Genomic DNA, 25,581 nt, shown 5'->3' on the forward strand with positions numbered 1-25,581 from the left:
ACTACAATATTATATATATAATAATTATAAAAAATAGTCAATATGTTTTATGTAATAAATATAAAATAAAGGAGGAATTTTCCCCCTTTATTTTATACTATTACTTTGTATTTCATTTCTATATTCTCGAACATATCTATAGTAAGTTGCTTGAGACATTCTGTTTTTTAATTCACTGAAGAGTAGGGCATTAGTAATAACTCCATCCTCTACATTCTTATATTTTTCAAAGAACTTCTTCTTTGAAAGCTTTCTTGGCCGACCATAATCGTCCCAGGAATCACTTAGTCTTTTTTGAGCAATGCCTTCAGCCTGTCGCTTTTGTTTTCTATCCAACTCTGTTGTGGCAAGAAGCTGAAATACAGAAATTAATGTGTCATTAATAAAACTATAAATCGTTTTCATCATTCCGGAATCATTACCTTTTTCTAAAAAAAGATATGTTGTAGGAATATCTAAAAATATAACATCAACTCCTTTTTCTTTAAAGTATGCAAGCTCCCGGGCAGTTTCATCGGCTCGGCCTAGACGATCATATTCGGGTATAATAACAATATCATCCTTACGGACACATTCTTTCAAAGATATATATCCGGATCTTTTGAAATCTTTCCCAGTTTGTTTATCTGTTTTAATATTTCTATCTACGTCAATCTTAAGATCATGTTCAGCACAAAATGTAATAATCTCCTGGATACCTCTTTCTAGATGCTGCTCTTTTGTGCTAACTCTTGTATATCCAAAAATTTCTCTTCCCATATCTCTCCTTTACTATCAAAAAGCATAAACTGATTTATGATACTATCATAATATATATTCTGTAGATTTTGATAGTAAAATTTGGATAATTTTAAATACTATCGAAATGTATACTTTTTAATATTGACGGTTTATCTTTTAACTTAAACTATCCATCTTTTCTTTTCTAATAATTTTTAAAATTTCTTGTTTCTCAACTTCTGTAAACTCATCACCACTATCAATTTTATCTTTTATATGCAGTGGAATTTTATCAATTGATAATTTACTATACAAAAATATATACTCATCACTTGTCATCGCTCTTTTACCTCTCTTTTTCTCTACCTGTCTGTATATCCTCACGGTGAGGATATACAGACAGGTAGGTTTAGTTTTCCTTTTCCTTTTTATATCTCTCAGGTTCTTCTCTTAGCTGCTTTTCTCTAAACTCTCTTAGTTGGTCATCCAATAACTTTTCAAGTTCTCTACTAACATTAATATCCATGAATCCACGTTTAAGAAATAGGCATAATGTCAAAAAAAACATTGCATACAACCACTTTGTCATAAAGGCATCATATATTATCACTTCATTTTTTATGCCAGAAAAAAATATAAGGAAAAACAATAAAATATATCCCAAAATTGCTATCACTATACTTAGAATCCCACGCTTTCGCATAAAATATGCTGCTCGATATCCATCTTCTTCCGCTATTCTTCTTGTTAGTGTCCAAAATACTTGTACTATTCCCGTCGATAACATCAAAATACAACCCACAAAAACAATAATTCTTGATTCCTTAATTATTTCACTCATCTTAGTCTTCCTTTAGTATTCTATTTTTAAATCCAAAAAGTTTTGATTTATAACATCACAATAGTTTCTGTTTTTACATAATATCTTTTCCACGGTTTTCTCTTATTCTTATTTTCATAAACCCACATTTCAGTTTCAACTTCCTTGTTAGGTAAACTAATATCCCTTTTAACGATATGGGGTAACCCTATTCTTCCGATAATGTATTCTCCATTATCAACTCTTTGGCCTTTAAAAACAAAACTATTTATATAATGTATATCCCCATGGTAAGGAGGTACATAAGGCAAACTTTTCATCTCTCTTTCACCTCTCTTTCACCTCTCTTTTCTATGTATTCTCGGTTCTACATTTTCTTTATGTATACTTTTGATAAAAAATAAACCTTAGTGTTTAGATTTGTAGTTATTAATAGTATTGGGTATATTGTTAAGGTCTCTAGAATTAAAATCATCTATTATTTTATGAATACTTTTTCTTGCCATATTTGGTTTCTGTTCGAGGGTCTTAGTAATTCTTTCACATCTTTGTAAAGCTATATCCAGTATCTTGGCCTTTCTATGGGCTAACATAGTACGATAGAATTCTTTTTGTATTCCTGAAATAAACGGAGTATTCTCAATAATTAAGTTAATCTTGTCCATATCGATTCTGGGGTGAATTCGATTGAGCGCTTTTAAACAAGCAGTATTATCAGTAGTGTTTAAAAATTCAAAATAGTTAATTTTTTTATTATCATACTTAATAGCTGAAGTGGGAAAAACATAAATTCTTTCGTTTATTTCCTCTTCAGACATAAGTATTTTTTTCATACCAGCTTCGTTTAATTTTGGATACAAACAAGAACCACAATCATATACAGGTGCTAAACGTATACTTCCTTCCGACTTATTTATAAGAAATCCCCAATTACCATTATGTCTATCAAAATTTCCAATTAAAGCATCTACAATAAACATATCCCAAAAATATTCTTCCAGTAATTTGGTAGATATAACTTCTTGTGTTTGTATAGTGTCCAAAATATCATCTAATTCAGTACCATAACCATTCTCTGAACTATATATAATGGTATTCTTGAGTGAAGCAAAATCCTTTAAGTCAAATCCATTAACTGTAAAATCCTTACATGCCACGACAATTTTATTATTAAATGTTCCCAGAATAGTTTTTTGTGTTTCTATTCCAACACTTTCAAAAATATGACAAGATATATATTCGCTTATAGAACTATTTGAATATTCCGGTTCTAAGCTATTTCTAACTGTGGAAGGAAATTTTAGCATATATGTTTCTCCCTCATATATTATTCCCTTTTTTTTCCCGTTTCCTCCTCCATACATAAGAAGTCTATTTTCTGGACAATTAGTAAAGTCTATCAACATTTTATTCATCCTCCAATCCTATTCCCAAATACTTGTTTCTTAAAAATCTTGCCTGTTCATCAGAGATTTCATAACTATATAGGGCAGAGTTTATGGATCCGTAAACCTCTCCCCAAAGGCAGTCAAGAAGACTTGAATTTTCTTTAATACCCTGCACATATGCTTTTATATCATTTCGTAAATATCTAGGGAGTGTCATTTCCCAAATTTCTTCTTTAGTCATTCAATCTCCTTTCAAGGTTATCTTCTAAAAAATGCCTTATAAAGCTTTAAATCATTTTCTTTATTATCGTTATAGTTCATCTCTTGTATAGTTTCAACTTGCATTCTTTCATACTCTTCTTTTTTATTAGAAATAAATTTATCTAGTTCTTTCCGGAAAACAGGGGATTCCATTAATTCCGGAAGTTTTTTTTGAGGACAATTCTTAAGCTTATCGGCTAACTCTCCTTGAGCTATTTCTTTTAGCTTTTGGATCCTCCTTGTTACATATGGATTATATATACCTGAATCATAAGACTCTCGTAGTTTTTTTGCGAGTTCCGGTAGATTCTCTTTAAATTCGATTAAATAATCCAAAGGCAAAGAGTCTAAGCTTTTAGAGATGTTCTGGAATTCCTGTGTATCTCCTGCAAATAGGCTACCAAATATAAATGCCTTATTAGTGGCCAACGATAAAGCTGTATTTGTCCTGGATAAGTCTCTATATAATTCAGTATTAGTATTAGCTATTTCTTGTAATTCTCTAGCTTCTTTTTCTAGCGCTTCTATCCTAGACTTGAATAGAATAACATCTTCTTCAGTTTGTAACCCGTACTTTAAAGTTAAATCTTTAATACTTTTATAGGGATATACTATTCTTTTTTCTTCTTTAGTAAAATGCTGCAGCTTTTCATCTAATCCGGGATTTATAATATCTTCTGATTTAACTCCCTTGTTACGCTGCACGATATCCTGAAGGATAGTATCTACTTTCCCAAAATAATGCTGAATGATATTATTGGCTTCTTTTTTGTGGACTTTACTAATATCAATTGATTGAAAGTTATCAGGGTATAATTTTACAATTAATCGAAGTGTTTCCATTTCCCATTTAGTTAATGCTACATTATCCTTTATCCCCTTATTTTTTGATATAGGGGTTTCTAATAGAATATTTAGTAATCTATTTGCCTCATCTTTTCTTAACTCATGTATATTTACCCTACTTTGATCTTCACTAGACAATAACTTATTTAATGTATAAGCTTGCTTCTTTGTGATTGCTTCATCATGTTGCTTTTTATATAATTTTTCAAAATATTCATTAGCCTTTTTTAGAAATATTTCTTCATTATTCTTACGTTCATATTCCTGTTTAGAGATTAGGACTGGTGGCCGAACAGCAGTTTTCTCTTGCAGAAAAAGCAGTATATCTTTAGCATCAGTATTTGAAAGATTATTAAGGTTCTCTTTTAGAATTCTATATTCAGATCCAGAAAGTATACTCATTATTTGCTTTTTTTTTCGAAACTCTAGTGGATCTAGAGAGGCAATATTCTTTTTTATATCTTCCGTTGAATATACATTCCTAGATATTTCCTCCGGATTTATACCTAGACTAATTAATAACTTTTCTGCTGTTTTTTGCTTTTCATACTGTTGTAGAATATTCTCCATCTTGTCTATTAATGTATATAATTTTTCTGACTCTCGGCTAGATACAGCTTTTGTTAATCCTGCTTTAAAAAGCCTATCATCTATGTCGCCTTGTGTATTTATTCCGTGCTTTAAACAAGTTGATATAGCGAAATTTAGTAATTCTAATTTGCTTTTTGATGATGCCATGGCTGTATCTTTTACTATTTCTTCGGCCAGTGACAATTCAACAAAGCTGTCTCCTATTCTAGAAATAATCTCTTTAATTAAATTCAAAAGTTGTAATAGTGCAGGTATTCTTTTTCCAGTGACATCATATTTTTGAATATAAATTCCAGCTAAATTTATTTTGCTTGAATGTTGAACTTTGCTCTGATTTATCTTATTAAGTAAGTATTTTTTTTCTTTGATTTTTACATTTTTCTCAATCAAATACTCAAGACCTTCTCGCATATATTTTTTACCTAGTCGATAATCAGAAATAGTAATATCTCCTCTAACATAGGTAAAACTTGTAGACTTTCCTCTTTTTTTTTCAATTATTTTATATCCATTTTCCTCCATTTTCTTTTTCATATCTTCTATATTATTACTTGATAAAGCACATTCTCTGATATCATTTTTGACTTCTTTTGTGAATGATACTATATCTTTTTTTGCTACTTTATCTTCTAAAATCTCAGTCCAGTTTTTTCTTTCCCCAATCCCTTTAATTTCAAAATCTAATCCATATCGTAAAGATATATCTTTTGATAGTTCTTTAACCCGTTTATATAAATGATACGAGTCTTTAAATTTGTGATTTTTATCTATAGCATATGCGCATATGGCAATATGGTTATGAATATTTTCTGTATCTAAATGAGTAGTAATTTTACCTATGAATTCTTCCTCACAAAGCGCTTCGCATAATTCAACTCCTGCTTGATGAATTATTTCAGGATCATAGTCTTTTCCTTTATAAGATGATATAAAATGAAATACATCATTTGCGAAATGTCCTTCATTTAGCCTCTCACTTTTTTTAGCATGATAACTTTTTTCTAAATAATGAGCATACTTAACAAATTCTTTATCTGAACAATTTATCTCTGTTACTAGTAATCTATTATCTTCTTCATAGAAAATCTTTTCATCTCTTTCCATATATTCACTTAATGAACTTATAGATGATTTTTCATCAGAAAATGTAACTTTTTCCGGATTAGAAATGTAGTTATTTAGAGAATCAATTCCTCTTGATTTTTCACTTTTATGTTTTATTTTTATATATTTTTCTACACTCATTTTTCTAAACTCTTTCATAAAAAATCAATTTTTTTTAAATGTGAGACGGCTGAGCTTTGCTCGGTTTAAGGTTGAAAACCTTCATAAATAAAGTTGAAAACTTTATCATTTGACTACATTGTAGTCATTTCTTGCTACTGTTTTTTTAAGCTATATAGAAATGGCTATTTTACTGGCATTATTCATATTGTTTCTGCTATACATTTTACTTATTTCAATCACTTTATATTTTAAATATTTCATATTTCTCCTTTTTCTATTCCGTTTCCGGATTGTATATTTTTAGTTATATTTTTTATGTATCTACAGTAGAATCTATTTCGTTTTAAAGACCTTGAGAGCCTACATAAAAGATATTCTCCTGGCTTACTATTTGCTATGAGATTTTCTATATCAATTTCATTCTCATTAGGCAGCTTCCAGCCATCATAAAATATAGGGACTAAAAGTATTTTACTGTCTTCAGAATCTTGGTAATCACTTTGCGTTTCGTAAATAAAATTATCGAGAATAGTATTTACCTCATCCATTGTTAAGTTTGCCTCTTGATATTTTCCATTGCTTTTTATTTTTTCAAGTAGGTAGTCTTTACAATTTTTATCTTTCTCTAAAATTGCTCGTAGAACATCAGGATTAGATTTATTACTATCTACTTCCAGCACCTTTAGTATGCAGCCTTCTTTTTGTGTCATTCTAATTGTTTCAAGTAGTATTCCTTCTACTATTTTTTTTTGGGCATAGCGTTTCATGAAACATATTTCCTTCTCTTTTTTTCCTTTTGCTTTTCGAAATATCTTTTTGTACTCATACGCAAAGTGTCTTTGTTTAAGATATCGCAAAAATCTCCAACCGCAATTTCTTGCCAGGTCTTTAGATCCATATAATATCTTTCTATAACTGTTCGTATTAAGATATCTTCTACTTCCATTAACTCTTTTCTAAGCTTCTTTTCTTTTTTTAGACGTTTCTCGTTAAACTCGACTATTTGCTTTTCAATCTCCACAAGTTTAACTGCAAGCATGGATGTTCGGTCTGATATATCCGTCCCTCCGGGAATTCCGGTTTGAGCTTTTGAAGGAACGCAGCAAGCTTTCGCTTTAAACATCTGATAGTTCTCTTGTATCTTTAATAACTCCTTAGATAATTTTCGATACTCACAAAAATCTTTTTCTTGCATAATTTCCTCCTTACCTTGTTCCTTTCAGACGAGCTTGGAATCTTTGCATTGCAAGTTCATCATAATCCAATTCATCTTTCTCATTTTGCAGTACATCCATGGAGTTATTTTTTTGTCTGTAGCTTTGTAAATCATGTTGTATCTCACACGATAGTCCTATATTTGCAGAATTCTTTGAGTTAAAGAGACAAGTAAGTAGATAGCTCCTAATATTTTTAATCTCATTATTTTGGCTTGCTTTTGTTAGAGATTTCAAAACATAGTCCAGGTGAGAATCATCTAGCTTTAGAAGCTGAGCTTTTACAACAGAATAGGGATAATTCTTTTGATTAATTCTAACCTTATCTTGTGGTATAGAAATGATTTCGGCCATAAGGTCTATAATTTCATCTACCTTATCCTTTGCTCCTGGGTTCTCTAATATATAGTCTTCATAGCGAAAATTCTTTTTGATGAGATTTTGATACTCTAAAAAGGCTGAAGCAGGATCTTCAGCGATATCCATCTCATCCTCATCTATCTTCGCAGCCGGATAGGTAGATGGTTTTTTATCAGTTGTTATATCTGGTTTATTATATGGTATAGGTCTGCCCTCAGAGGCAAATGCATTTTTCTCCTGGGGCAAATCCATTTGCCCTGTGGGGCGGATGCATTTGCCCTGTAGGGCAAATGAGGATTTATGCGGTTCTACGGAGTTTTTTTCGGTATAATCCTCCGGATCCACTATGTGATACAGAATTAGAGTTTTTCTTGTTACTGCATACCACGCAGTTCTGTCGTATTGATTTTGATTATAATTTCCCTTTAACAATAGACCTTCTAGAATAAGCTTATCTAGAGATGTTCTAATCACTTTAGGAGTCATATAAGGAAAAAGCTTTGAAAAGGCTTCATTGGAATTGTAAGTCCAGTAAAAGCCATCATAAAAATTTTTCTTATTCGCCTTGTTTTTCTCGCACCAAAAGAGTATATTATCTAACAGTATTGCACAATTCACACCATATGAAGTTGCAATCTCTACATTGAAATAGTGTTGCATAAATACCTCACTTTTATGAGGTAGTAGCTTGTAAAATCGGAAACGGGTTCGATTCCCGTCTCGCGCTCTCTAAGATAAAGAAAAGAAGCCTGTAAATCAGGCTTCTTTTCTTTATGATGACCTTTTGGCTAACTGGGATTTATTGGAGAAGGGCGAAAAAACTTTTACTATTGAGCCTTTAAAATAGGGGGGGATATGTTACAGCCTGAATTATTGAGCGTTTCTCCTAAGGACGACTATAAGCTTTTGCTTTTATACGAAAACGGGGAAAAGAAAATCTTTGATGTCTCGCCATACATAAGCGGGGCGTGGTATGGGGAATTAAAAGACCTTGAAGCATTTAAAAAAGTAAGGGTTGCAAACCATTCCGTAGAGTGGGAAGGTGGCCAGGATATCGCACCGCATGAATTGTATAACAATTCCATCAGTGTATAAAAATGTTTTGCTTTCTATAACTGTCTGTATCGCAAACAATAAAGTTTTGAAATTCGCCGTCTTCTAAACTTAGCTTTTTAGAGGGAGTCGGAATAGGAGTGCTATTGTTTTCATAACTTACTAATGTCATAGCTAGAACATCCTCAGCCATATAAAGAGCATCTCCTAAATCATCCCCACAGGTGTAACAGCTTTCTAAGTCAGGAAAGTTTACGGAAAATTGTCCATTTTCTTCAGGTGTAAAAACTGCAGGATAAACGTATTTCATTTTCTTTCTCCTCTTTCTATTGCGTTATCAAGTATCTTTGCTTTTCTCTGTGCCAACATAGTTCGATAAAAATCTTTTTGAATACCTGAAATATACGGGGTGCTCTCAATAATAGTATTAATTTTATCCATATCGATTCTAGGACAAATTCGTTTAAGCGCCTTTAAACAGGCAATATTATCAGTAGTATTTAGAAATTCAAAATAATTAATCTTTCTATCCTTATACTGAATTGCTGAACTTGGAAAAACATAAATTCTATCGTTCATTTCCCTTTCCGAGGAAAGGATATTTTTCATGCCGGCTTCAGTGAGATTAGGATATAAGGAAGAGCCACAGTCATACACGGGAGCTAAGTGTATGATCCCTTTCGACTTGTTAATCAGAAATCCCCAATTCCCATTATGCCTGTCAACATTTCCAATGAAAGCATCTACAATGAACATATCCCAAAAACGTTCTTCAAGCAGTTTGCCGGATATGACTTTTTGTGTTTGTATAGTTTCTAAAATACCATCTAATTCAGTATTGTATCCACTCTCTGTATTACTGAGAATAGAATTTTTGAGGGAAGCAAAATCCTTTAATACAGAGCCATCCTCGGTAAAATCCTTGCAGGCTACGGCAAGCGTATCTTTATATGTTCCAAGAATGGTTTTCTGGGTATCTATCCCTAAGCTTTCATAGATATGGCAAGAAAGATATTCATTGATAGAACTATTATCATTATCCTGCTTCAAGCTGTTTCTAACGAAGGAAGGGAGCTTCAGCATATAGCTTTCATTATCATATTGAATGCCTATTTTCTTTCCATTTGCTCCTCCATACCAAAGTAGTTTATTTACCGGACAATCTGTAAAATCAATCGACATGCTCGTCGTCCTCCAAATTGATGCCTAAGTATTTTTTTCGTAAAAATCTTGCCTGTTCATCAGATATTACATAACTGTATAGGGCAGAATTTATAGAACCGTAGACTTCTCCCCAAAGACAATCCAGGAGACTTGAATTTTCTTCTACTCCTTTTACGTATGCTTCTATATCATTTCGCAAGTATCTTGGAAGAGTCATTTCCCAAATTTCTTCTTTTGTCATGCAGCCTCCTTTTAAAACAATGTCCTTAAAATGTTAATTAATCGGTGTACGGATTTCCTTCAAAATATCCTCGTTTTCACTTGGGTTTTCTTCATCAATCCATTTCCAAGAAATCACATAGTCTAAAAAATAGGACTGTTTTTCCAATGCAAGCATTCCCAGCTGTAAGCAGCTGAAAAGATTATCCTCTCCTCTATAAATAAGGCGATAAGGCATTTTGCTTGTATTTTCCACTTTTCCGGATCTATTATCAAAAGCCTTGTTTGCTATTTCGACTAATGAGTTTAAAATATCTTGCGGCGTATCTTCCCGAATATCCATCAGGCTTTGAAACATAATTTTTCCTTTCTATATGCTCTTTCCCTATAGCGAAAATGGAAATTATAGAGCATAACTTCTATAATTCCCATTTTTTGAATTTTAACGAGATATTGCTGGCAAAGTATACGGTATCTCGTTATGCTTCAGATATCCATTCCATCGCTCGATTGAACCACGGAATACCAGAATCTTTAATCTGTAAATGCTTGTTGTTTAGATTGGCCACTTTTTTGTATCTGATGGTATTATCAAAAAAAGCTACAGAGTCGCATAAGGGTGCTACTTCTTTTAGCATTTTCAGAGAGGCTTCATAGCGCCTTCTGATGTCTTCCTCTTTGATGCCGTGGCCGCCTTCCGTTACTCTTTTTGCCACCCGCTCAATAGCCAGTTCAGGACTTTCTAAACCGATGTAACACATTTTTACGAAAAATCCTTGTTCCTTTGCAGCTTGGATGGTCTTCACAATGGAAATACCGGAGAGGGTGGTTTCCTGATTGAAGGAAGTACCGGATTGAATACAGCGATTGATTTTTTCTAAGGCAATGCGCATGGATTTAAACTGCGCTTTTTCATCTCGCCAGTCCCAGCCATTGCTAAACAAGATTTCGTCCGCATTGATCCGTTCTCCAAGCTCTGCCTGTTTTAGCAAGCTGTATAATGTGGATTTTCCGGCTCCGTTTACGCCTGCAAAGATTGTATATCTCTTATTGTTTTCCATTGGCCTGCTCTTTCCTTTTTAGTAGCTCTTCCTGTTGTTCCTGAAGAAATAATTCAGATAGGGTCATATAGAACTTGAACTCCTCGGCATTTTCAAAATCGATTTCGTCAAACAAAATCATATTTTCCGGAGATAGTGTTTCCCGACACTGCTCATATAAATGCTGTAGCTTGTCTTTCAATTCGGTATGCTTTTCGGGCATCGTTTATCCTCCTTCCTATAAAGTAAAGTGGATGTTTTCCTTTGGCGTTTTGCAGTAATTTTGTTACAACAACTCTTTTACAACTATTCTTTTATAGTAATTTTCTTACAGCAATTCCTTCACCATTCTCTGCAATAGCGGCACATTTCTTTCCATAAACCAGGGATTTTTCTTAATCCATCCATAGTTTAGAGGGCTGGGGTGCACCAAGGGAAAATTCAGTATTTCCGAAGAAGCCTGTCCCGACAACAGCAGAGAATTTGTCCCATGGGCTTTACCCCAAGCGTCTCCGTAAGAATATAGTAAGTCCTTCAAGGGGAGCTTTGCCCCCTTCGGATCATAGTGGGCAATGGCGTATTTTCCAATCAAAATCCGAAGTTTTACTTTGGGAAGAAGTGTGGCTACCGCATCATGGTATTTTCGCATAAAGGGGCGGGGCGGAAGATCCCCACCCTTTCCTTTTCCCGGATAGTAAAAGTCCATAGGGATAATGGAGATGGATTTCCCATAAAAGACTTCTTCGGAAATGCCCATCCACTCCATCAGGCGTTTTCCGGAAAGGTCGTGGAAGGGGATGCCGGATTCCTCCACCTTCCTGCCGGGAGCCTGCCCCACCAGAAGAATCCGGGACTCTTCATGGAACTGAAAAATGGGAGGAATGCCCCGTTCTGTATAGCTTTGATTTTCCGGAAGGGCCTTGATTTCCGCAATCAGCTCTTTCAGTGCTTTATTATTCTGTTTCATCAGCTAAACTATCTCCATTTTTTTCAAATAAGTCTAGTTATTTTTTCTCACCAGTAGACTATTCGCTCTTCTTTAAAAACTTGCATCAAGCGTACTTTTTATATACTGGGCTTTTTCTCTTTTCTAAGCTAGGCTGAAGATTTTCCCTTATGCAATCCCGTTTAAATCATAGTCCGCAAGATATTTCGCCGCGGTATCGCAGATTCCCCTAAGGCAGCTCTCCTGGAAGGGACTTTCCAGACCGGCATTCTTTAAGAGCTTTGTGAAAACCACGGAACCGCCCTGCTTGGTATAAGCCATATAGTGCTGCCATGCTTCCTTCTGATCCTTCTGAATCAGGTTCCAGAACTGGAGAGCAACGGTTTGTGCCAGGCAGTAGTCGATGTAGTAGAAAGGAGAAGAGTAGATATGGTGCTGTCTTTGCCATCCCTCCCCCTCACTATAGAAAGGAATTTCTCCGTCCAGCTTTAACCAGGGCTGATAAATCTGCACCAGCTCCTTCCATTTGGCGTGCCGCTCAGCAGGGCTAAGCTCCGGATTTTCGTATACGATATGCTGAAAATGATCCACCATGGTGCCATAAGGAATAAAGCATAAAGCGCCAGCCAAGTGAGAATAATTGTATTTTCCGGCATCCTCTCCGAAGAATTCCTCGGAAAATGCCTCTGCAAAGAATTCCATGGACATGGAATGGACTTCGCAGGCCTCAAGGCTTGGCCAAATGCACTCATAGGGCACCCGATTGCGATTCAGGTAAGCGGCAAAGGCATGACCTGCCTCGTGGGTAATCACCTCAATATCATGCTGGGTTCCGTTGAAGTTGGCAAAGATGAAAGGTGTCTTGTAGTCCTGGAAGGAGGTGCAATATCCCCCACCCTGCTTGCCCTTGGTGGAGAGCAGATCCATTAACTCATCATCAATCATGTGGTTAAAAAATTCTGACGTTTCCGGAGAAAGCCAGTCATAGAACTTCTTTCCGGAGGCAACAATCTCGTCCGGATTTCCCTTTGGCTTCGGATTTCCGGAGCGGAATTCAATGGCCGCATCCGCATAGCTTAGGGGATAGGATTTGCCCAGTCGCTCTGCCTGTCTTTCGTAAATCTTTGCGGCAACGGGCACCACATATTTCTGCACAGCCTCACGGAACTTTTGCACATCCTGCTTGTTGTAGCAGTTTCTTCTCATCCGGTAGTAGCCAAGCTCGGTAAAGTCGGTATAGCCCAGCTTCTTCCCCATTTGATCCCGAAGATGCACAAGCTTGTCATACAAACGGTCCAGCTCTGCCTGATTATCCTTATACCACTGTCCCTCCGCCTTCCAGGCAGCCAGTCTTCTGGTATCATCCTTGTCATTTTTAAAGGGAGACATCTGGGAAATGGTGTAAATCTTCCCCTCAAAGGGAATCTGTGCACCGGCCAGAAGCTTTTCATAGGCGGTGGTCAGTTCATTTTCCTCCTGCAACATGGGGATGATTTCCGGGGAAAATGTCTTTAAGTCGATTTCTGCGTTCAGGAACATGATGTTCCCATATTTTTTGGCAAAATTATCTTTAAAGGGAGAGTCTAAAAGGGCCTTAGTCCATTCCTGATTAAATTCCTGAATCTGAGGATAGGCATTGTTCCAATAGTTTTGTTCCTCATCGTAGAATTTATCTTCCGTATTAATGGAGTGGCGAACCAGGGCAAGGTTGCACATGGTAAATACATGGCCTTGCAGCTTTTCATTTTCTAAGAAAAGAGCCTCCGCCTCTTCGAAATCCTTGGCTTCCTTCAGCTTTTGAATCAGCGCCTTCATTTCCTCTTTAATGCTTTCCACGGAAATGCGCTCATAGGGCATATCTTTAAATTTCATTTTTTATCCTCCAATAGATTAGCCAACGAGATAAACATCTTGATAATAAGACCATTTTTCCGGTCGGTCAATGGGGGGAGGGAATTCGGTCGGGGCTGAGGGAAAAGCCCGGAAGAACTGTGGCGGGCAGAGGGAGAAGTCCGGAAGAACTGTGGCGGGCAGAGGGAGAAGCCCGGAAGAATTGTGGCGGGCAGAGGAGTGAAGGCTCGGAAACCTTTAGCCGGGGGGGAGGCAACGAGATATCGCACACTACGCGTGCGATACTCGTTAAGAATAAAAAATCACCCGGACCCGAAGGCCCAGGCGATGGAGGGATAGCATAACGAAATCTATAGTTTCTTGAATTGCTTTTATATCTAGCTCTATAGCATAGCTTTAAAGTTTGAATTTTGCTAAAAGCTCTTCCATGTTTTGTACCTGATCGAAAAGCTTTGCGCTGCTGGCGGCGGACTCTTCGGCGGTGGCGGAGTTATGCTGTACCACAGCGGATACCTGTTCCAAGCCCTGGGCAATTTCTTCCACGGATTTGGACTGGCTCTGAGAAAGGCTTGCGATTTCCGTAATCTTCTCATGCATTTCCTGAGAACGCTTCACAATCTGTGCCAAGGACTTTGTGGCTTCCTCAGTCATTTGAGAACCGGTCTCGATGGAGCGGACGGTGTTTTCAATGAGGGCGGTGGTGTTCTTTGCCGCCTCTGCGGATTTTCCGGCAAGGTTTCTAACCTCATCCGCAACCACGGCAAAGCCGCGGCCGAATTCTCCGGCTCTTGCCGCCTCAACGGCTGCATTTAAGGCTAAGACATTGGTCTGGAAAGCAATGTCGTCAATAGTATGAATAATGTTGCTGATTTCCTGAGCGGTATGGTTCATTTCGCTCATGGAGTCATTTAAGGCATTCATTTGTGTACTGCTGGATTCCAGCTCCGTCTCTGTGGTTTTGGAAAGGAGAGCGGCATTTTCCGCATTGTCTGCATTGTTTCGTACCTGATCGGATACGGCCTGAATGGTAGCGGAAAGCTCTTCTAAGGAGCTGGCCTGTTCAGCGGCTCCTTGAGAAAGCACATCGCTGCCATGGGAAACTTCCTTGGCGGAGGCATTGACCTCTTTAGAGGCATTGTCAATTTCCTGCAAGGTGCCCTTCAGCATGGACTGGATGGTCTTCAAGGAATCGCAGATGGCGGAATAATCTCCCTTGTACATCTTCGGGCAAGCGGCTTCATCCCGGAAATTTCCGGCAGCCATATTGCCTAAACGGCTTACGATATCCGCAATAACGGACTTTAAGTGGGCATTCATATCCTTAATGGCCTTTACGGTGCTTCCCACCTCGGTTTCATCTACGGGAAGAGCCAAATGGGTATTCATCAGTTCACCCTGAGAAAGTCCCAGCATACAATTTTTGATAGCAAGGAGAGGTTTCATCAGCTCTGTCCGAACGAAGAACACGGTTATGAGTACGAAAATAATGGTGGGAATCAGGAGGAAAAGGCTGAGAAATTGGGTCAGGGCAGCCATTTGTTCTGCAGCATGACTCTCTCCCTGCGTTCTTTCCGCTACCTCATCATAAAGAGTGTCATAGTCATCGGAAACCGCCTGCTCCTTCTCCTGATAGTCCTGACTGTAGAGCAAGTCCAAGGCTCCCTTAAGATCTCCCTGTTCCACCATGGTAAAGGACTGAGCCTCTAAACCGGCAAGATAGGTAGAGGCATCGGACATTCCCTTTAAGGCGGCCTCTTCGGACTCGCTTAAACCGTATTTATGCATGACCTCCACGGCATTTTCCCGGTTTTTATCCACGGTCAGTTCCTTGTTGTAGGCATCCAAATAAGCCTTATCGCCTGTTGCGGCATAGGCTCTGGAGGTTTTACTCAGGGTAACACTACCATCGGAATAGTCTCCGGCAGCCACGGTTAATTCAAACTGCTCCTTTATAAGCTCTGTAGCTTTTTTGCTTTGCACCTTATTTACTACACCGGCAAATGCGGTAAGGAGCAAAAGCAGAATACTCCCAATCGAAAAAAAGGCTAATTTAGTGGACTGGTTCCATCTCTTTTTCATAATCCCCTCCTAGGATGAGTCCAATATCTTGGTCTTCATTGTTTTTGCATACTATTCTGCATACTAATAGTTTAAGATAATGGTATTTTGCTTACGGTTCTGTGTAAGTATTAGATTATCGGCAAGATACAAAATTAATTAAGCCCTAAACTAAGACAAAGAGTAAATAAGAATAAATATTATTTTTTAGAGCTTTGTTAAAATTATACAAATAGATGAAAAGGGAAAGAGTCTTTCCGTCTATAGAAAAGCCCTTAGGAATGGGGTATACTAAAAAACAGAACAAATAGAGGTTAAAGGCAGAAAGCAAATGTCACAAACCCTCAGCAGAACAAAAGGATAAGACATAAAGGAGGCAGAAGATGGCTTGTACAACGATTTTGGTAGGAAGAGAGGCATCCTACGACGGATCCACTATGATTGCAAGAAATGAGGATTCCGGCTCAGGATCATTTTCCCCTAAGAAGTTTATAGTGGTGGAACCCAAGGACCAGGGCGAGACTTATACCTCGGTACTGTCCCATGTGACCATTCCCCTTCCCAAGAATCCCCTTCGCTATACCTGCATGCCCAATGCGGTGGCAGGAGAAGGCATCTGGGGTGCAGCAGGGGTAAACAGTGAAAATGTTTCCATGACCGCAACGGAAACCATTACCAGTAATGAACGAGTGCTCTCCGGAGACCCTCTGGTAGTGTATAAGAAGGCGGAAGACGGAGAAGAGGAGCAAATCGGCGGAATCGGTGAAGAGGATTTAGTTACTTTGGTGCTTCCTTACATTCATTCTGCAAGAGAGGGTGTGCTTCGTTTGGGTGAGCTGCTGGAGCAGTACGGAACCTACGAGATGAACGGCATTGCCTTTTCCGATGCAGAGGAAATCTGGTGGCTGGAAACCATTGGCGGACATCACTACATTGCCAGAAGAGTGCCGGACAATGCCTATGTGATGATGCCAAACCAGCTGGGCATTGACTACTTTGACTTTGAAGATGCCTTTGGGCAGCAGGAGGAATACATCTGTTCCAAGGATTTAAAGGAATTTATCAAAAAGAATCATTTGGATCTTCGATTTGAAGACGAAATCGAAAAGACCGGGGGGGACTGGATTAATCCAAGAGAGTGCTTCGGCTCCCATTCCGATGCGGACCATGTGTATAACACCCCAAGAGCCTGGTATATGGCAAGATATTTTAACCGAAATACCTTCCGTTTCGAAGGGGAAAATGCGGAGTTTACCCCGGAATCCGATGACATTCCCTGGTGCTTATGCCCGGAATTAAAGATTACTCCGGAGGATGTAAAATATATCCTTTCCGCACATTTTCAGGGTACTCCCTACGACTGCTACGGAAAATACGGGGAGGAAAAGGAAAGAGGAAAGTACCGTCCCATCGGGATTAGCAGAAACAATTTCTTAAGCCTTACCCAGATTCGTCCGAATGTGCCTAAGGAATATGCGGTTTTGGAATGGGTTTGCTTCGGCTCCAACACCTTCAACGCCTTCGTGCCCTTCTATGCCAATATTGACAAGACTCCGGAATACTTTGCCAATACGGAAAAGCGGGTAACTACGGAAAGCTTCTACTGGGCAAATCGCATTATCGGGGCTTTGGCAGATAGCCAATACAGCCACTGCCGCTCCCATATTGAGCGTTACCAGGGCAAGGTGCCCACTAAGGCTTATACGATTATGAAGGCCTTTGAAGAAGAGCTGGAAAAGCACGGAAAGAAGAAAAAAGGAATTTCCTCCCTATTAGAAGAATGCAATGAAAAGATAGCGGACATGGTAAAGAAAGAAACCGAAGACGTACTGGATAAAGTACTCTATGAAGTCAGCTGCCAGATGAAGAACGGCTACGGTCGCTCGGATGCTTAACATGGGCGAGGTTAGCGAGAGCGTGCCCTGATTACAGACCTATACTGCATAAAAGCCAATTATTCAAAGAACTTTTTTGGGGAAAAGCCCTACTCCCCTTGCCAGTTCTTCCGCTTTCCCCTTATAATAGGTGGGAAAAAGCCATTTTATAGTAAAGTTCCGAAATATCGGAAGCAGAGAGGGGAAAAATGATTGCAGCAAGTAATGTAACCTATCGTGTAGGGAAGAAGGCCCTTTTTGAAGAGGTCAACATCAAGTTTACGGAGGGGAACTGTTATGGGGTAATCGGTGCCAACGGTGCCGGTAAGTCCACCTTGTTAAAGATTTTATCCGGAGCCTTGGAGCCCAGTTCCGGTGAAGTCATCATTACCCCGGGACAGCGCTTGTCCGTATTGGAACAGGATCAGTTTAAATATGATGCTTATCCCGTACTCAGTACCGTAATCATGGGAAATAAGCGTTTGTATGAGGTAATGCAGGAAAAGGATGCTCTCTATGCAAAGGCGGATTTTTCCGACGAGGACGGTATCCGTGCAGCGGAGCTGGAGGGAGAATTTGCCCAGATGGACGGCTGGAATGCGGAGTCCGATGCGGAGACCATGTTAAACGGCTTAGGAATCGGCCCGGAGCTTCACCACAAGATGATGAACGAGTTAAAGGGTTCCGAGAAGGTGAAGGTACTTTTGGCTAAGGCGCTTTTCGGAAATCCGGACATTCTGCTTTTGGACGAGCCTACCAACCACTTGGATTTGGGTTCTATCGAATGGCTGGAGGACTTCCTCATTAACTTTGAAAATACCGTCATTGTAGTCAGCCATGACCGTTACTTCTTGAATAAGGTTTGTACCAACATTGCGGATATCGACTACGGAAAGATTACACTCTTTGCCGGAAACTATGATTTCTGGTTTGAGTCCTCTCAGTTGATTGTCCGTCAGCAGAAGGAAGCCAATCGAAAGAAGGAAGAGAAGATCAAGGAATTGCAGGAGTTTATCCAGCGATTCTCCGCAAATGCTTCCAAGTCCAAGCAGGCGACCTCCAGAAAGCGTGCCTTGGAGAAGATTGAGCTGGATGACATTAAGCCATCCTCCAGACAGTATCCGTATATCCAGTTTAAGCCAAACCGTGAAATCGGAAATGATGTTTTGGAAGTGAACAACCTGACAAAGACCATTAACGGCGTAAAGGTTTTGGACAATATCAGCTTTATCTTAAATCGTACCGATAAGGTAGCTTTGGTTGGACCTAACGAGTTGGCAAAGACTGTACTTATGCAGATTCTTTCCGGAGAAATGGAGCCGGATTCCGGAGATTATAAGTGGGGATTAACCACCAGTCAGTCCTATTTCCCGAAGGACAATACCAAGGAATTTGATTCCGAGGACACCATTGTGGAATGGCTTACCCAGTATTCCCCGGACAAGGATACCCAGTTCGTAAGAGGGTATTTGGGAAGAATGCTCTTTAAGGGAGATGACGGTGTAAAGAAGGTCAACGTCCTTTCCGGAGGAGAAAAGGTTCGTTGTATGCTTTCCAAGATGATGATTTCCGGATCCAATGTCCTGATTTTGGATGAGCCTACAGACCACCTGGATATGGAAGCAATTTCCGCCTTAAACGACGGTTTAAAGAACTTCCCCGGGGTAATCATCTTTGCTTCCCGTGACCATCAGGTTGTGGAAACCACCGCAAACCGTATCATGGAAATCATTGACGGAAAGCTTATTGACAAACTCACCACCTATGATGAGTACCTGGCTTCCGATGAGGAAATCAAGAAGAGATTTACCTTTACTCTCTCTGAGGAAGATGCAGGAGATAACTAAAACAGGCTTAAAAAGATGTCATAGAAAAGGAGCTGTAAAAATCAAGGAAATTTTCTAAGCAATATAGGTCTGAACTTGGGCACGCTCTCGCTAGCTTAATCCCACATATTGAAGGACTGTATTTATTATAAAGATTCGCTCTAATGCAGTAGGTGTCTATAATTGGGGCACGCTCCCGCTAACCTCGCCTTCGTAGCAGTACTAACTTCAAGCTTCGCTTTACTCGCTTTCAGTAAGTACTGACGGGCTCAGATTACCCCTATTATAGACACCTACTGCATTATTCGCTTCACTTATTGATTTTTACAGTTCTTTACTTCGCGGGATTTCGTAAGTATCGGGATTAGACTACCCCGCATTCAGACCTATATTGCCGAAAATTTCTTTATTATTTTAATTTTTACAGCTCCTTTTTTGAATGGTCATCTTATTTCAAGGCAGTTTTTCCCTATAATCTTATAGTTAGGGAATGAGCAGAGGTGATTTGATGAAAGAATCGGTAGAAAACAAACTGAATAACATTCATGAATTGGAATTTACCCTATTTTGTATTGAAAGCTTAGCAGAAGCTTTGCATAAGGACGGTGCAAGCGTCTATCACGAGCTTAGCAGTGGAAAGAACTTTTTGCAGAACTATATCATACCGGAATACGAGGTGCTTCATACGCAAGGAAAAGAATATATCCTTCAGGAGCTTTTGTCTGTGATGAAAGAATGGGGGGTGAAGCTATGAATGCCCATCCCGTTCTTTTACAAAAAAAATACGCCCGCATTATAGCAGGCTTTGCAGAGAAAGAAAAAATATCTTTAGAAAATGCCTTGGATTTTTTTTATAAATCTGAGCTGTATCAGCTCATTAGCCAAGGCATTTCCGATATGCATTGCAGAAGTGACTTATATCTGATTGATGAGTTGGAAGAAGAATATAAGGATTCTCAAAGAAAGTAGTAACGCTATTCCTTCCACTGCAAATGATGCAAGGCTCCTTCCTTACTTAAGAAGGGGAAATCCTGCTGCCGAAGCGCCTCATATAAAATGATGGCTACGGAATTAGAAAGATTTAGAGAGCGAGCTTCCTCCAGCATAGGAATGCGGATACACTGTTCCTCGTTATCTACCAGAATCTCCTCCGGAATTCCTGCGGATTCCTTTCCGAAGACAATGTAATCATTGGGAGAAAAGGAGACCTCCGTATGGGTTTTATGAGCCTTGGTGGTGGCGTACCAAACCTTGGGAAGAGCAATTTTTTTGCCGGAAGCATTTTCCGAGGCGGTGTTTTCCGAGGAAGCTTCTCCCATTGCTTTTTCCATTTCTCTCTTTTCTTCCTCCACACCGTTTATAAATTCCTCATAGGAAATATATTCCCGAAGCTTTAACAAAGACCAGTAATCCATGCCGGCTTTTTTGATGTTTTTATCATTCAAAATAAAGCCATAGGGCTTAATCAGGTGCAGGGTACTTTTGGTCGCCACGCAGGTTCTGCCGATGGCTCCGGTATTAAAGGGAATTTCCGGTTCATGTAAAACGATATTCATACAGTCTCTCCGATTCTATCCATTATCTTTATGGCTCAGCGTATAATCTTCTCGGTAATTTGCGGTTCACAGGATTTAGGAACCGATTTTTGCAGCCACTTTTTTTGCAATGGAATCTGCCAGGATTTTCTTTTTCTTTGCAGCATCCTCTTCCTTCTCGGAAGCAGAAGCTACGGACTGCTTTCCCTCAATCGCCAAATGTCCGATAGCCTGATATTTTACGGTCTGGTATTCATTTTCATTGCTTTTCCAGTTGGGGCAGTGAGAACGGCTACCCTCCTGCCACATCTTGGCAATTTCATCTTCATCAAATTCGGCCATGCACTCGTAATCTTCCTCTTCATCGTCAAAAGCCAAATTTCTGCATAATTCACATTCACACATGGACTAATCCTCCAAACTATTCTTTACAGTAGGCTTGTTTGCCTCTTTTTTCATACTTTATTCTGCGACTTTTTTCGCCAATGTCTTTCTGGAGCCAACGGCAACATTTGCCTCTAACTTCTTCAAACCTGCATTCTCTGCAGCAGACTTTTTCTTTTCAACAGTCTTCTTTGCAGCAGGCTTTTTCTTTTCGATAGCCTTTCTTTCCCCCACAGGTCTCCAGGTCTCCGGGTCCTTCTTGCTGGAAGGGCAGAGATCCTGCAAATAACATTCGCCGCACTTGGGACTTTGGGAAGTACAAAGGGTTCTTCCTAAAGCAATGATGTGGGTGTTCCAACGAATCCAAAACTCCTCCGGAAGATGCTCCATGAGCTGAAATTCCACCTTGGTGGGATCTGGAGAATCCGCCAGCCCCAAACGGTTGGAAATGCGCTTTACATGGGTATCCACCACGATAGAGGGAATATGGTAAATGTTTCCTAATATCAGATTTCCGGTTTTCCGTCCCACCCCGGGAAGGGCAGTTAAGGCCTCAATATTCCGGGGAACCTCCCCTCCATACTCCTCTACCAGCGCTTTGGCACAGGCCTTCATATTTTTGGCCTTGTTATGATAAAAACCGGTGGAATGGATATCCTCTTCCAGCTCCTTTAAATCACAATCCGCAAAGGCTTGCAAATCTTTATATTTCACAAAAAGCTTTTCCGTCACCATATTTACCCGGGCATCGGTGCACTGGGCACTTAAAATGGTGGCAAAAAGCAACTGCCAGGCATTTTTCGCCTCTAAAAAAATCATGGGCCGGTCCCCATAATGGGCATCCAGCCTCTTCATGATTTCTCGAACTCTCATTTCTCTTTTTTTCTTTGATTCAGAACGAATAAACATTATTTCCTGTATTTCTTTCTATAGATAGTTTTATTTTTCAAAAGGTATCTGAAGATACCAAACTAAGAAGCTATAGTATGCTCTCTTAAGAAGTTATATAGTTGCCCCTCTTAGGATAACGCAAGCATGACATTTTTTAAAATTCAATAGTAATGCTTCTCCCGGTGGGCTGGTAGGGGTAATAGCGTACACCGGCGGCGTCCAACATTCTCTTGGAAGCCTTTACCGCAGGAGTATCCGCATACTTATCTTCCCAGTACACCAAGGTTTTGATGCCGGATTGGATAATGGCCTTTGCACACTCGTTGCAGGGGAAGAGGGTGACATAAATCGTGGCGCCCTCCAGGGAACCGCCCCGATAATTCAAAATCGCGTTCAATTCCGCATGGGTTACGTAAAAATACTTGGCGTTATAGGGATCCTGCTCCGCCTTCATTTTCGCCCAAGGGAAAATGTCGTCGGAGCAACCCTTTGGGAAGCCGTTGTAGCCCATGGAGAGAATCTTATGATCCGGGGAAACGATGCAGGCTCCTACCTGGGTGGAGGGGTCCTTGGAACGGTGGGCAGATAGAGTACAGATCCCCATAAAATATTCATCCCAGGAAATCGCGTCCTGCCGCTTATCATTTTCACTCATAGAAAACCCTCCTTTTCATCGAAAAAACATGTATTCTTTAGGCTCTAATGATAGCAAAAGCTAGGGGGAATGGAAAGAGAGAGAATGAGGATTATTTGTTTTTTAATAAAACTTATGATAAAACTAAGGAAAAGCTGACTTTTCCATGTCAAACACGGAAAAGAAATATAGGATAGAAGGTAAATGTCGTGGATTCCCTTAACTAAATTCAAAAAACGAATTATCAAAGGAGAATAGGATGTTTTGTAGAAAATGTGGTTTAAAAAATGATGATGATGCCGTATTCTGCAAACTTTGTGGAGCAAGATTGTCCGAAGAGGAAGTAGAACAGCTTTCGGAGGGAACCCTTTCTCTTTCCTCCACGCCCCCGGTGCCAAACGAATCGGTTGTAGGGAATAAGACAGTGGCTACAAAAGAAGCTAAGGCTTTGAAACCAAAGAAAAAATTACATTTACATTTTTTTATTTGCCTTCTTCTGGCGTTTCTTATAGGGAGCAGTGGAACTTGGATATATCTACAATTCTTTAAGAAAATTACAATTCCCTTAGATGAATATGTGAAGGTGAATATCCATGGACCAAGTGGGTATGCAGTAGCAGGTACAGAAATAGACTGGGATGGAATCGAAAGGGATTATGGGGGAAAATTATCCTTCACGCAGTTGGCGAAATCGAAGGGTTTGGAGGAGCTTTATCATTCTCCGATAACTTGCTTGTTTGAATCTATCAGTTCTCCCAGTCTTAAGAAAGAGAAAAACATTAAAAATGGAGATTTAATTGCTTATCAGTGGAACTTTGATGACAGAGAGATTACCCGTTATTTAAATTGTAAACTGAAATTAGAGAATAAAAAGATAAAAGCCCATACCGATGCTTCTGTGAAAGAAGAGGATATTTTCGGGAAAATGGAAATTAAGGCAGTAGGAGATAATGGATATGGCAAGATAGTTCTAAGAGCTTTACCAGAAGGTCTTAAAAAAGATGACTTTATAATATATTCCAATTTTTTTTTATCTAATGGCTCCAAAGTAGATATTGATTTACGATACAGCCCGCTTTACTACTATGAATCTTGCGGTATTTTACCCAGTAAAAAGAACATAACTTATACTGTTTCAGGCTTGGGGGAAAGTTCAGAGGAGAAAGATACTGCTATAGGCACAGAAGATTCTTCGATGCCGTTTTCTACAGCAGAGGATGATGCGAGAACTGAGGAGGCAAAAGCACAGTATGCTGTATCGGACTATATTTGCCCCTACAGTTCCTTCAGGTTGATTACGAAGCAGGATATGACCGAATTGATGGCAGAGTATCCAAAGGATCTCTTCCCCGGGCAAAGGTCGCTTGCTCAGATGATTATAAATGAGATATATGCCAGATACGGTTATGAGTTTAAGGATCCGGAGCTCAATGATTATTTTGAGCAATTTTATTGGTACTCTTCTCTCCGGGATCGGATATCAAATGTGGATAATATTTATCGACAAATGTCAGAGATTGAAAAGAAAAATGTGGAGTTCTTAAAGACCTATCCTTAAGCAGTTTTGCAAGGCACTAAGCCTATTCTGAAGTATTTCATAAGATTTAGATATACCCCTTTACTGAAGAGACAGTAAAGGGGTATTATCATATTTCAGAATAAATAGCGTGGGTGAAGCCTGTGACTCCTCAAATGAGAAGGAGTGACATGGGTGCAACAAGGAAGTCTGGTGAAACTTAAGTAAGAAATGACACGAACAGGGATAGTGAGGAGGTCATAGATGAATCCATACGAAAACAAAAGCTTAAAGACTGAGGGCATAAAGCTACTGCTGCTCTTGCTATTTCCCCTTCTTTTCAGTCTGCAAAGCTACGCTTCTCCCATTAAAGGAGACAGGAGAACTGCCTTAAGCTTTGGAGAAAATGGAGAATATCTGGATGCGGAGCAATATGCCAAGGATAATCCGGATGTGCTGGAGGCCTACGGAATGAATCCCTCAGCTTTTTGGAGTCATTACCTGCATTTCGGAATTAAGGAAGGACGGCGTGCTTATGGTCTGGATGCCTCTTCTCCCGAGGCAGTGGCAAAGCTTAAGGTCTTCACCGTGGCGGAGCAGATTTGCAATGACGCCATGAGCGACAGGGAGAAGGTGAAGGCGGTTCATGACTGGATTATTCAACAGACCAAGTACGATATTGAGAACCAGAGAAGACGAACTATTCCGGAGGATTCTTACCATATCGAAGGTGTGATGCTGAAGGGCGTTGCAGTGTGCAACGGCTATGTGGAGGCCTTTGATTATTTTATGGAGGTTCTGGGCATTCCCCATGAGGTTGTGGTAGGAAAGTCCGTTGGCAGAGGCGGTGCAATAGGCAGCCATGCCTGGAACAGGGTTTGGATTGACGGAAAATGGCTTTCTGTGGATTGTACCTGGGATGATCCGGTGACGGAGGACGGAGAAAATCAGATTATCGACAAATATTTTCTTCGAACAGAGGAGGAAATTGCCGGCAACCATATCACAGAAAAAATTTTCAAAAATTATCAGAATAGAAAAGTTAAGTTCTAAAGTATTTCTGACGAATTTAATAACATTTTGGAGAAATATTGAGAATGTCGGAGGCTTGTGTTAAGATTTCTCTCGGAAAAGAACTTTTTAAGAAATAATACAAACAAGTG

Annotated in this window: 29 protein-coding genes and 2 pseudogenes; 8 read left to right on the plus strand and 23 right to left on the minus strand. The window is 39.2% G+C overall.

What is annotated here, in order from left to right:
• Positions 1 to 87: 87 nt before the first annotated feature.
• The 10 genes from HNQ46_RS04955 to HNQ46_RS05000 all read right to left on the minus strand — a co-directional run bounded on the left by HNQ46_RS04955 (position 88) and on the right by HNQ46_RS05000 (position 8,087).
• Positions 88 to 759 (minus strand): recombinase family protein, encoded by a 672-nt coding sequence (locus tag HNQ46_RS04955; protein ID WP_183683537.1) that lies wholly within the window; start codon positions 757 to 759, stop codon positions 88 to 90.
• A gap of 138 nt (positions 760 to 897) precedes the next feature.
• Positions 898 to 1,059 carry a hypothetical protein gene (locus tag HNQ46_RS04960; RefSeq protein WP_183683539.1) on the minus strand — a complete coding sequence of 54 codons (162 nt, stop codon included), beginning with the start codon at positions 1,057 to 1,059 and terminating at the stop codon, positions 898 to 900.
• A gap of 70 nt (positions 1,060 to 1,129) precedes the next feature.
• Positions 1,130 to 1,561 carry a hypothetical protein gene (locus HNQ46_RS04965; RefSeq protein WP_183683540.1) on the minus strand — a complete coding sequence of 144 codons (432 nt, stop codon included), beginning with the start codon at positions 1,559 to 1,561 and terminating at the stop codon, positions 1,130 to 1,132.
• A gap of 47 nt (positions 1,562 to 1,608) precedes the next feature.
• Entirely contained in the window at positions 1,609 to 1,860 is a 252-nt protein-coding gene (locus tag HNQ46_RS04970; protein ID WP_183683542.1) for a hypothetical protein, read from the minus strand.
• A gap of 87 nt (positions 1,861 to 1,947) precedes the next feature.
• Entirely contained in the window at positions 1,948 to 2,955 is a 1,008-nt protein-coding gene (locus tag HNQ46_RS04975) for a HipA domain-containing protein (protein ID WP_330604536.1), read from the minus strand.
• Complete coding sequence (locus HNQ46_RS04980) at positions 2,948 to 3,169, minus strand: hypothetical protein (RefSeq protein ID WP_183683543.1); 222 nt, start codon at positions 3,167 to 3,169, stop codon at positions 2,948 to 2,950. Before HNQ46_RS04980 ends, HNQ46_RS04975 begins: the two co-directional genes overlap by 8 nt.
• Before the next feature lie 17 nt (positions 3,170 to 3,186).
• A complete protein-coding gene (locus HNQ46_RS04985) occupies positions 3,187 to 5,871 on the minus strand; it encodes a relaxase/mobilization nuclease domain-containing protein (protein WP_183683546.1) in 2,685 nt (894 codons plus the stop codon).
• A gap of 239 nt (positions 5,872 to 6,110) precedes the next feature.
• A complete protein-coding gene (locus HNQ46_RS04990) occupies positions 6,111 to 6,620 on the minus strand; it encodes a hypothetical protein (RefSeq protein WP_183683548.1) in 510 nt (169 codons plus the stop codon).
• On the minus strand, positions 6,617 to 7,048 hold the full coding sequence (locus HNQ46_RS04995) for a hypothetical protein (RefSeq protein WP_183683550.1): 432 nt from the start codon (positions 7,046 to 7,048) through the stop codon (positions 6,617 to 6,619). Before HNQ46_RS04995 ends, HNQ46_RS04990 begins: the two co-directional genes overlap by 4 nt.
• A gap of 10 nt (positions 7,049 to 7,058) precedes the next feature.
• Positions 7,059 to 8,087: a DUF6017 domain-containing protein gene (locus HNQ46_RS05000; RefSeq protein ID WP_183683552.1), complete on the minus strand. Its 1,029-nt coding sequence runs from the start codon at positions 8,085 to 8,087 to the stop codon at positions 7,059 to 7,061.
• A 195-nt stretch (positions 8,088 to 8,282) separates the two neighbouring features.
• Between HNQ46_RS05000 and HNQ46_RS05005 the strand changes: the two genes are divergently transcribed.
• Positions 8,283 to 8,522, plus strand: a complete 240-nt coding sequence (locus HNQ46_RS05005) for a DUF2442 domain-containing protein (RefSeq protein ID WP_183683554.1) — start codon at positions 8,283 to 8,285, stop codon at positions 8,520 to 8,522.
• On the opposite strand, the gene HNQ46_RS05010 is transcribed toward HNQ46_RS05005, so the two are convergent.
• The 9 genes from HNQ46_RS05010 to HNQ46_RS05050 form a co-directional block, all read right to left on the minus strand.
• Positions 8,512 to 8,790, minus strand: a complete 279-nt coding sequence (locus tag HNQ46_RS05010) for a type II toxin-antitoxin system HicB family antitoxin (RefSeq protein WP_183683556.1) — start codon at positions 8,788 to 8,790, stop codon at positions 8,512 to 8,514. The genes HNQ46_RS05005 and HNQ46_RS05010 overlap by 11 nt on opposite strands.
• Complete coding sequence (locus HNQ46_RS05015) at positions 8,787 to 9,662, minus strand: HipA domain-containing protein (RefSeq protein WP_183683558.1); 876 nt, start codon at positions 9,660 to 9,662, stop codon at positions 8,787 to 8,789. The genes HNQ46_RS05010 and HNQ46_RS05015 overlap by 4 nt, the downstream gene beginning before the upstream one ends.
• Entirely contained in the window at positions 9,652 to 9,885 is a 234-nt protein-coding gene (locus tag HNQ46_RS05020; RefSeq protein WP_183683560.1) for a hypothetical protein, read from the minus strand. Before HNQ46_RS05020 ends, HNQ46_RS05015 begins: the two co-directional genes overlap by 11 nt.
• A 33-nt stretch (positions 9,886 to 9,918) precedes the next feature.
• Entirely contained in the window at positions 9,919 to 10,221 is a 303-nt protein-coding gene (locus tag HNQ46_RS05025; protein WP_183683562.1) for a hypothetical protein, read from the minus strand.
• A gap of 121 nt (positions 10,222 to 10,342) precedes the next feature.
• Positions 10,343 to 10,924, minus strand: coding sequence for a zeta toxin family protein (locus HNQ46_RS05030; protein ID WP_183683563.1), 582 nt, complete (start codon positions 10,922 to 10,924; stop codon positions 10,343 to 10,345).
• Entirely contained in the window at positions 10,911 to 11,126 is a 216-nt protein-coding gene (locus tag HNQ46_RS05035) for a hypothetical protein (protein ID WP_183683565.1), read from the minus strand. Before HNQ46_RS05035 ends, HNQ46_RS05030 begins: the two co-directional genes overlap by 14 nt.
• Positions 11,127 to 11,231: 105 nt before the next feature.
• Positions 11,232 to 11,870, minus strand: coding sequence for a uracil-DNA glycosylase family protein (locus HNQ46_RS05040; protein ID WP_183683567.1), 639 nt, complete (start codon positions 11,868 to 11,870; stop codon positions 11,232 to 11,234).
• Between the two features lie 147 nt (positions 11,871 to 12,017).
• Positions 12,018 to 13,721, minus strand: coding sequence for a M3 family oligoendopeptidase (locus HNQ46_RS05045; RefSeq protein ID WP_183683569.1), 1,704 nt, complete (start codon positions 13,719 to 13,721; stop codon positions 12,018 to 12,020).
• Positions 13,722 to 14,096: 375 nt separating this feature from the next.
• Entirely contained in the window at positions 14,097 to 15,779 is a 1,683-nt protein-coding gene (locus tag HNQ46_RS05050) for a methyl-accepting chemotaxis protein (RefSeq protein WP_183683571.1), read from the minus strand.
• Positions 15,780 to 16,141: 362 nt separating this feature from the next.
• On the opposite strand from HNQ46_RS05050, the gene HNQ46_RS05055 reads away from it, so the two are divergent.
• The 4 genes from HNQ46_RS05055 to HNQ46_RS05070 all read left to right on the plus strand — a co-directional run bounded on the left by HNQ46_RS05055 (position 16,142) and on the right by HNQ46_RS05070 (position 20,427).
• The gene (locus tag HNQ46_RS05055) at positions 16,142 to 17,653 is read left to right on the plus strand and encodes a C69 family dipeptidase (RefSeq protein ID WP_183683573.1); all 1,512 of its coding nucleotides are present in this window, start codon (positions 16,142 to 16,144) and stop codon (positions 17,651 to 17,653) included.
• Between the two features lie 188 nt (positions 17,654 to 17,841).
• Complete coding sequence (locus HNQ46_RS05060) at positions 17,842 to 19,479, plus strand: ABC-F family ATP-binding cassette domain-containing protein (protein WP_183683575.1); 1,638 nt, start codon at positions 17,842 to 17,844, stop codon at positions 19,477 to 19,479.
• Between the two features lie 487 nt (positions 19,480 to 19,966).
• The gene (locus tag HNQ46_RS05065; RefSeq protein WP_183683577.1) at positions 19,967 to 20,212 is read left to right on the plus strand and encodes a DUF3791 domain-containing protein; all 246 of its coding nucleotides are present in this window, start codon (positions 19,967 to 19,969) and stop codon (positions 20,210 to 20,212) included.
• Entirely contained in the window at positions 20,209 to 20,427 is a 219-nt protein-coding gene (locus HNQ46_RS05070) for a DUF3791 domain-containing protein (RefSeq protein ID WP_183683579.1), read from the plus strand. The genes HNQ46_RS05065 and HNQ46_RS05070 overlap by 4 nt, the downstream gene beginning before the upstream one ends.
• A gap of 5 nt (positions 20,428 to 20,432) precedes the next feature.
• Here HNQ46_RS05070 and HNQ46_RS05075 read toward each other — a convergent pair whose 3' ends face one another.
• From HNQ46_RS05075 to HNQ46_RS05090, 4 genes and pseudogenes are all read right to left on the minus strand, one after another.
• Positions 20,433 to 21,014, minus strand: coding sequence for a tRNA (cytidine(34)-2'-O)-methyltransferase (locus HNQ46_RS05075; protein ID WP_183683581.1), 582 nt, complete (start codon positions 21,012 to 21,014; stop codon positions 20,433 to 20,435).
• Between the two features lie 75 nt (positions 21,015 to 21,089).
• Positions 21,090 to 21,398 carry a DUF6472 family protein gene (locus HNQ46_RS05080; RefSeq protein ID WP_183683583.1) on the minus strand — a complete coding sequence of 103 codons (309 nt, stop codon included), beginning with the start codon at positions 21,396 to 21,398 and terminating at the stop codon, positions 21,090 to 21,092.
• A gap of 198 nt (positions 21,399 to 21,596) precedes the next feature.
• Positions 21,597 to 22,286: pseudogene (nth, locus tag HNQ46_RS05085) on the minus strand (endonuclease III); the annotation flags it as partial.
• Positions 22,287 to 22,422: 136 nt separating this feature from the next.
• Positions 22,423 to 22,923, minus strand: a complete 501-nt coding sequence (locus HNQ46_RS05090) for a deoxycytidylate deaminase (RefSeq protein ID WP_183683585.1) — start codon at positions 22,921 to 22,923, stop codon at positions 22,423 to 22,425.
• 238 nt (positions 22,924 to 23,161) lie between these two features.
• On the opposite strand from HNQ46_RS05090, the pseudogene HNQ46_RS12335 reads away from it, so the two are divergent.
• The 3 genes and pseudogenes from HNQ46_RS12335 to HNQ46_RS05100 form a co-directional block, all read left to right on the plus strand.
• Positions 23,162 to 23,227: pseudogene (locus tag HNQ46_RS12335) on the plus strand (zinc-ribbon domain-containing protein); the annotation flags it as partial.
• Between the two features lie 99 nt (positions 23,228 to 23,326).
• Complete coding sequence (locus HNQ46_RS12220; RefSeq protein ID WP_330604538.1) at positions 23,327 to 24,460, plus strand: YARHG domain-containing protein; 1,134 nt, start codon at positions 23,327 to 23,329, stop codon at positions 24,458 to 24,460.
• A gap of 222 nt (positions 24,461 to 24,682) precedes the next feature.
• The gene (locus HNQ46_RS05100; protein WP_183683589.1) at positions 24,683 to 25,471 is read left to right on the plus strand and encodes a transglutaminase domain-containing protein; all 789 of its coding nucleotides are present in this window, start codon (positions 24,683 to 24,685) and stop codon (positions 25,469 to 25,471) included.
• Positions 25,472 to 25,581 lie beyond the last annotated feature (110 nt).

The organism is Oribacterium sinus, assembly GCF_014202695.1.
GTDB classification, from domain to species: domain Bacteria; phylum Bacillota; class Clostridia; order Lachnospirales; family Lachnospiraceae; genus Oribacterium; species Oribacterium sinus.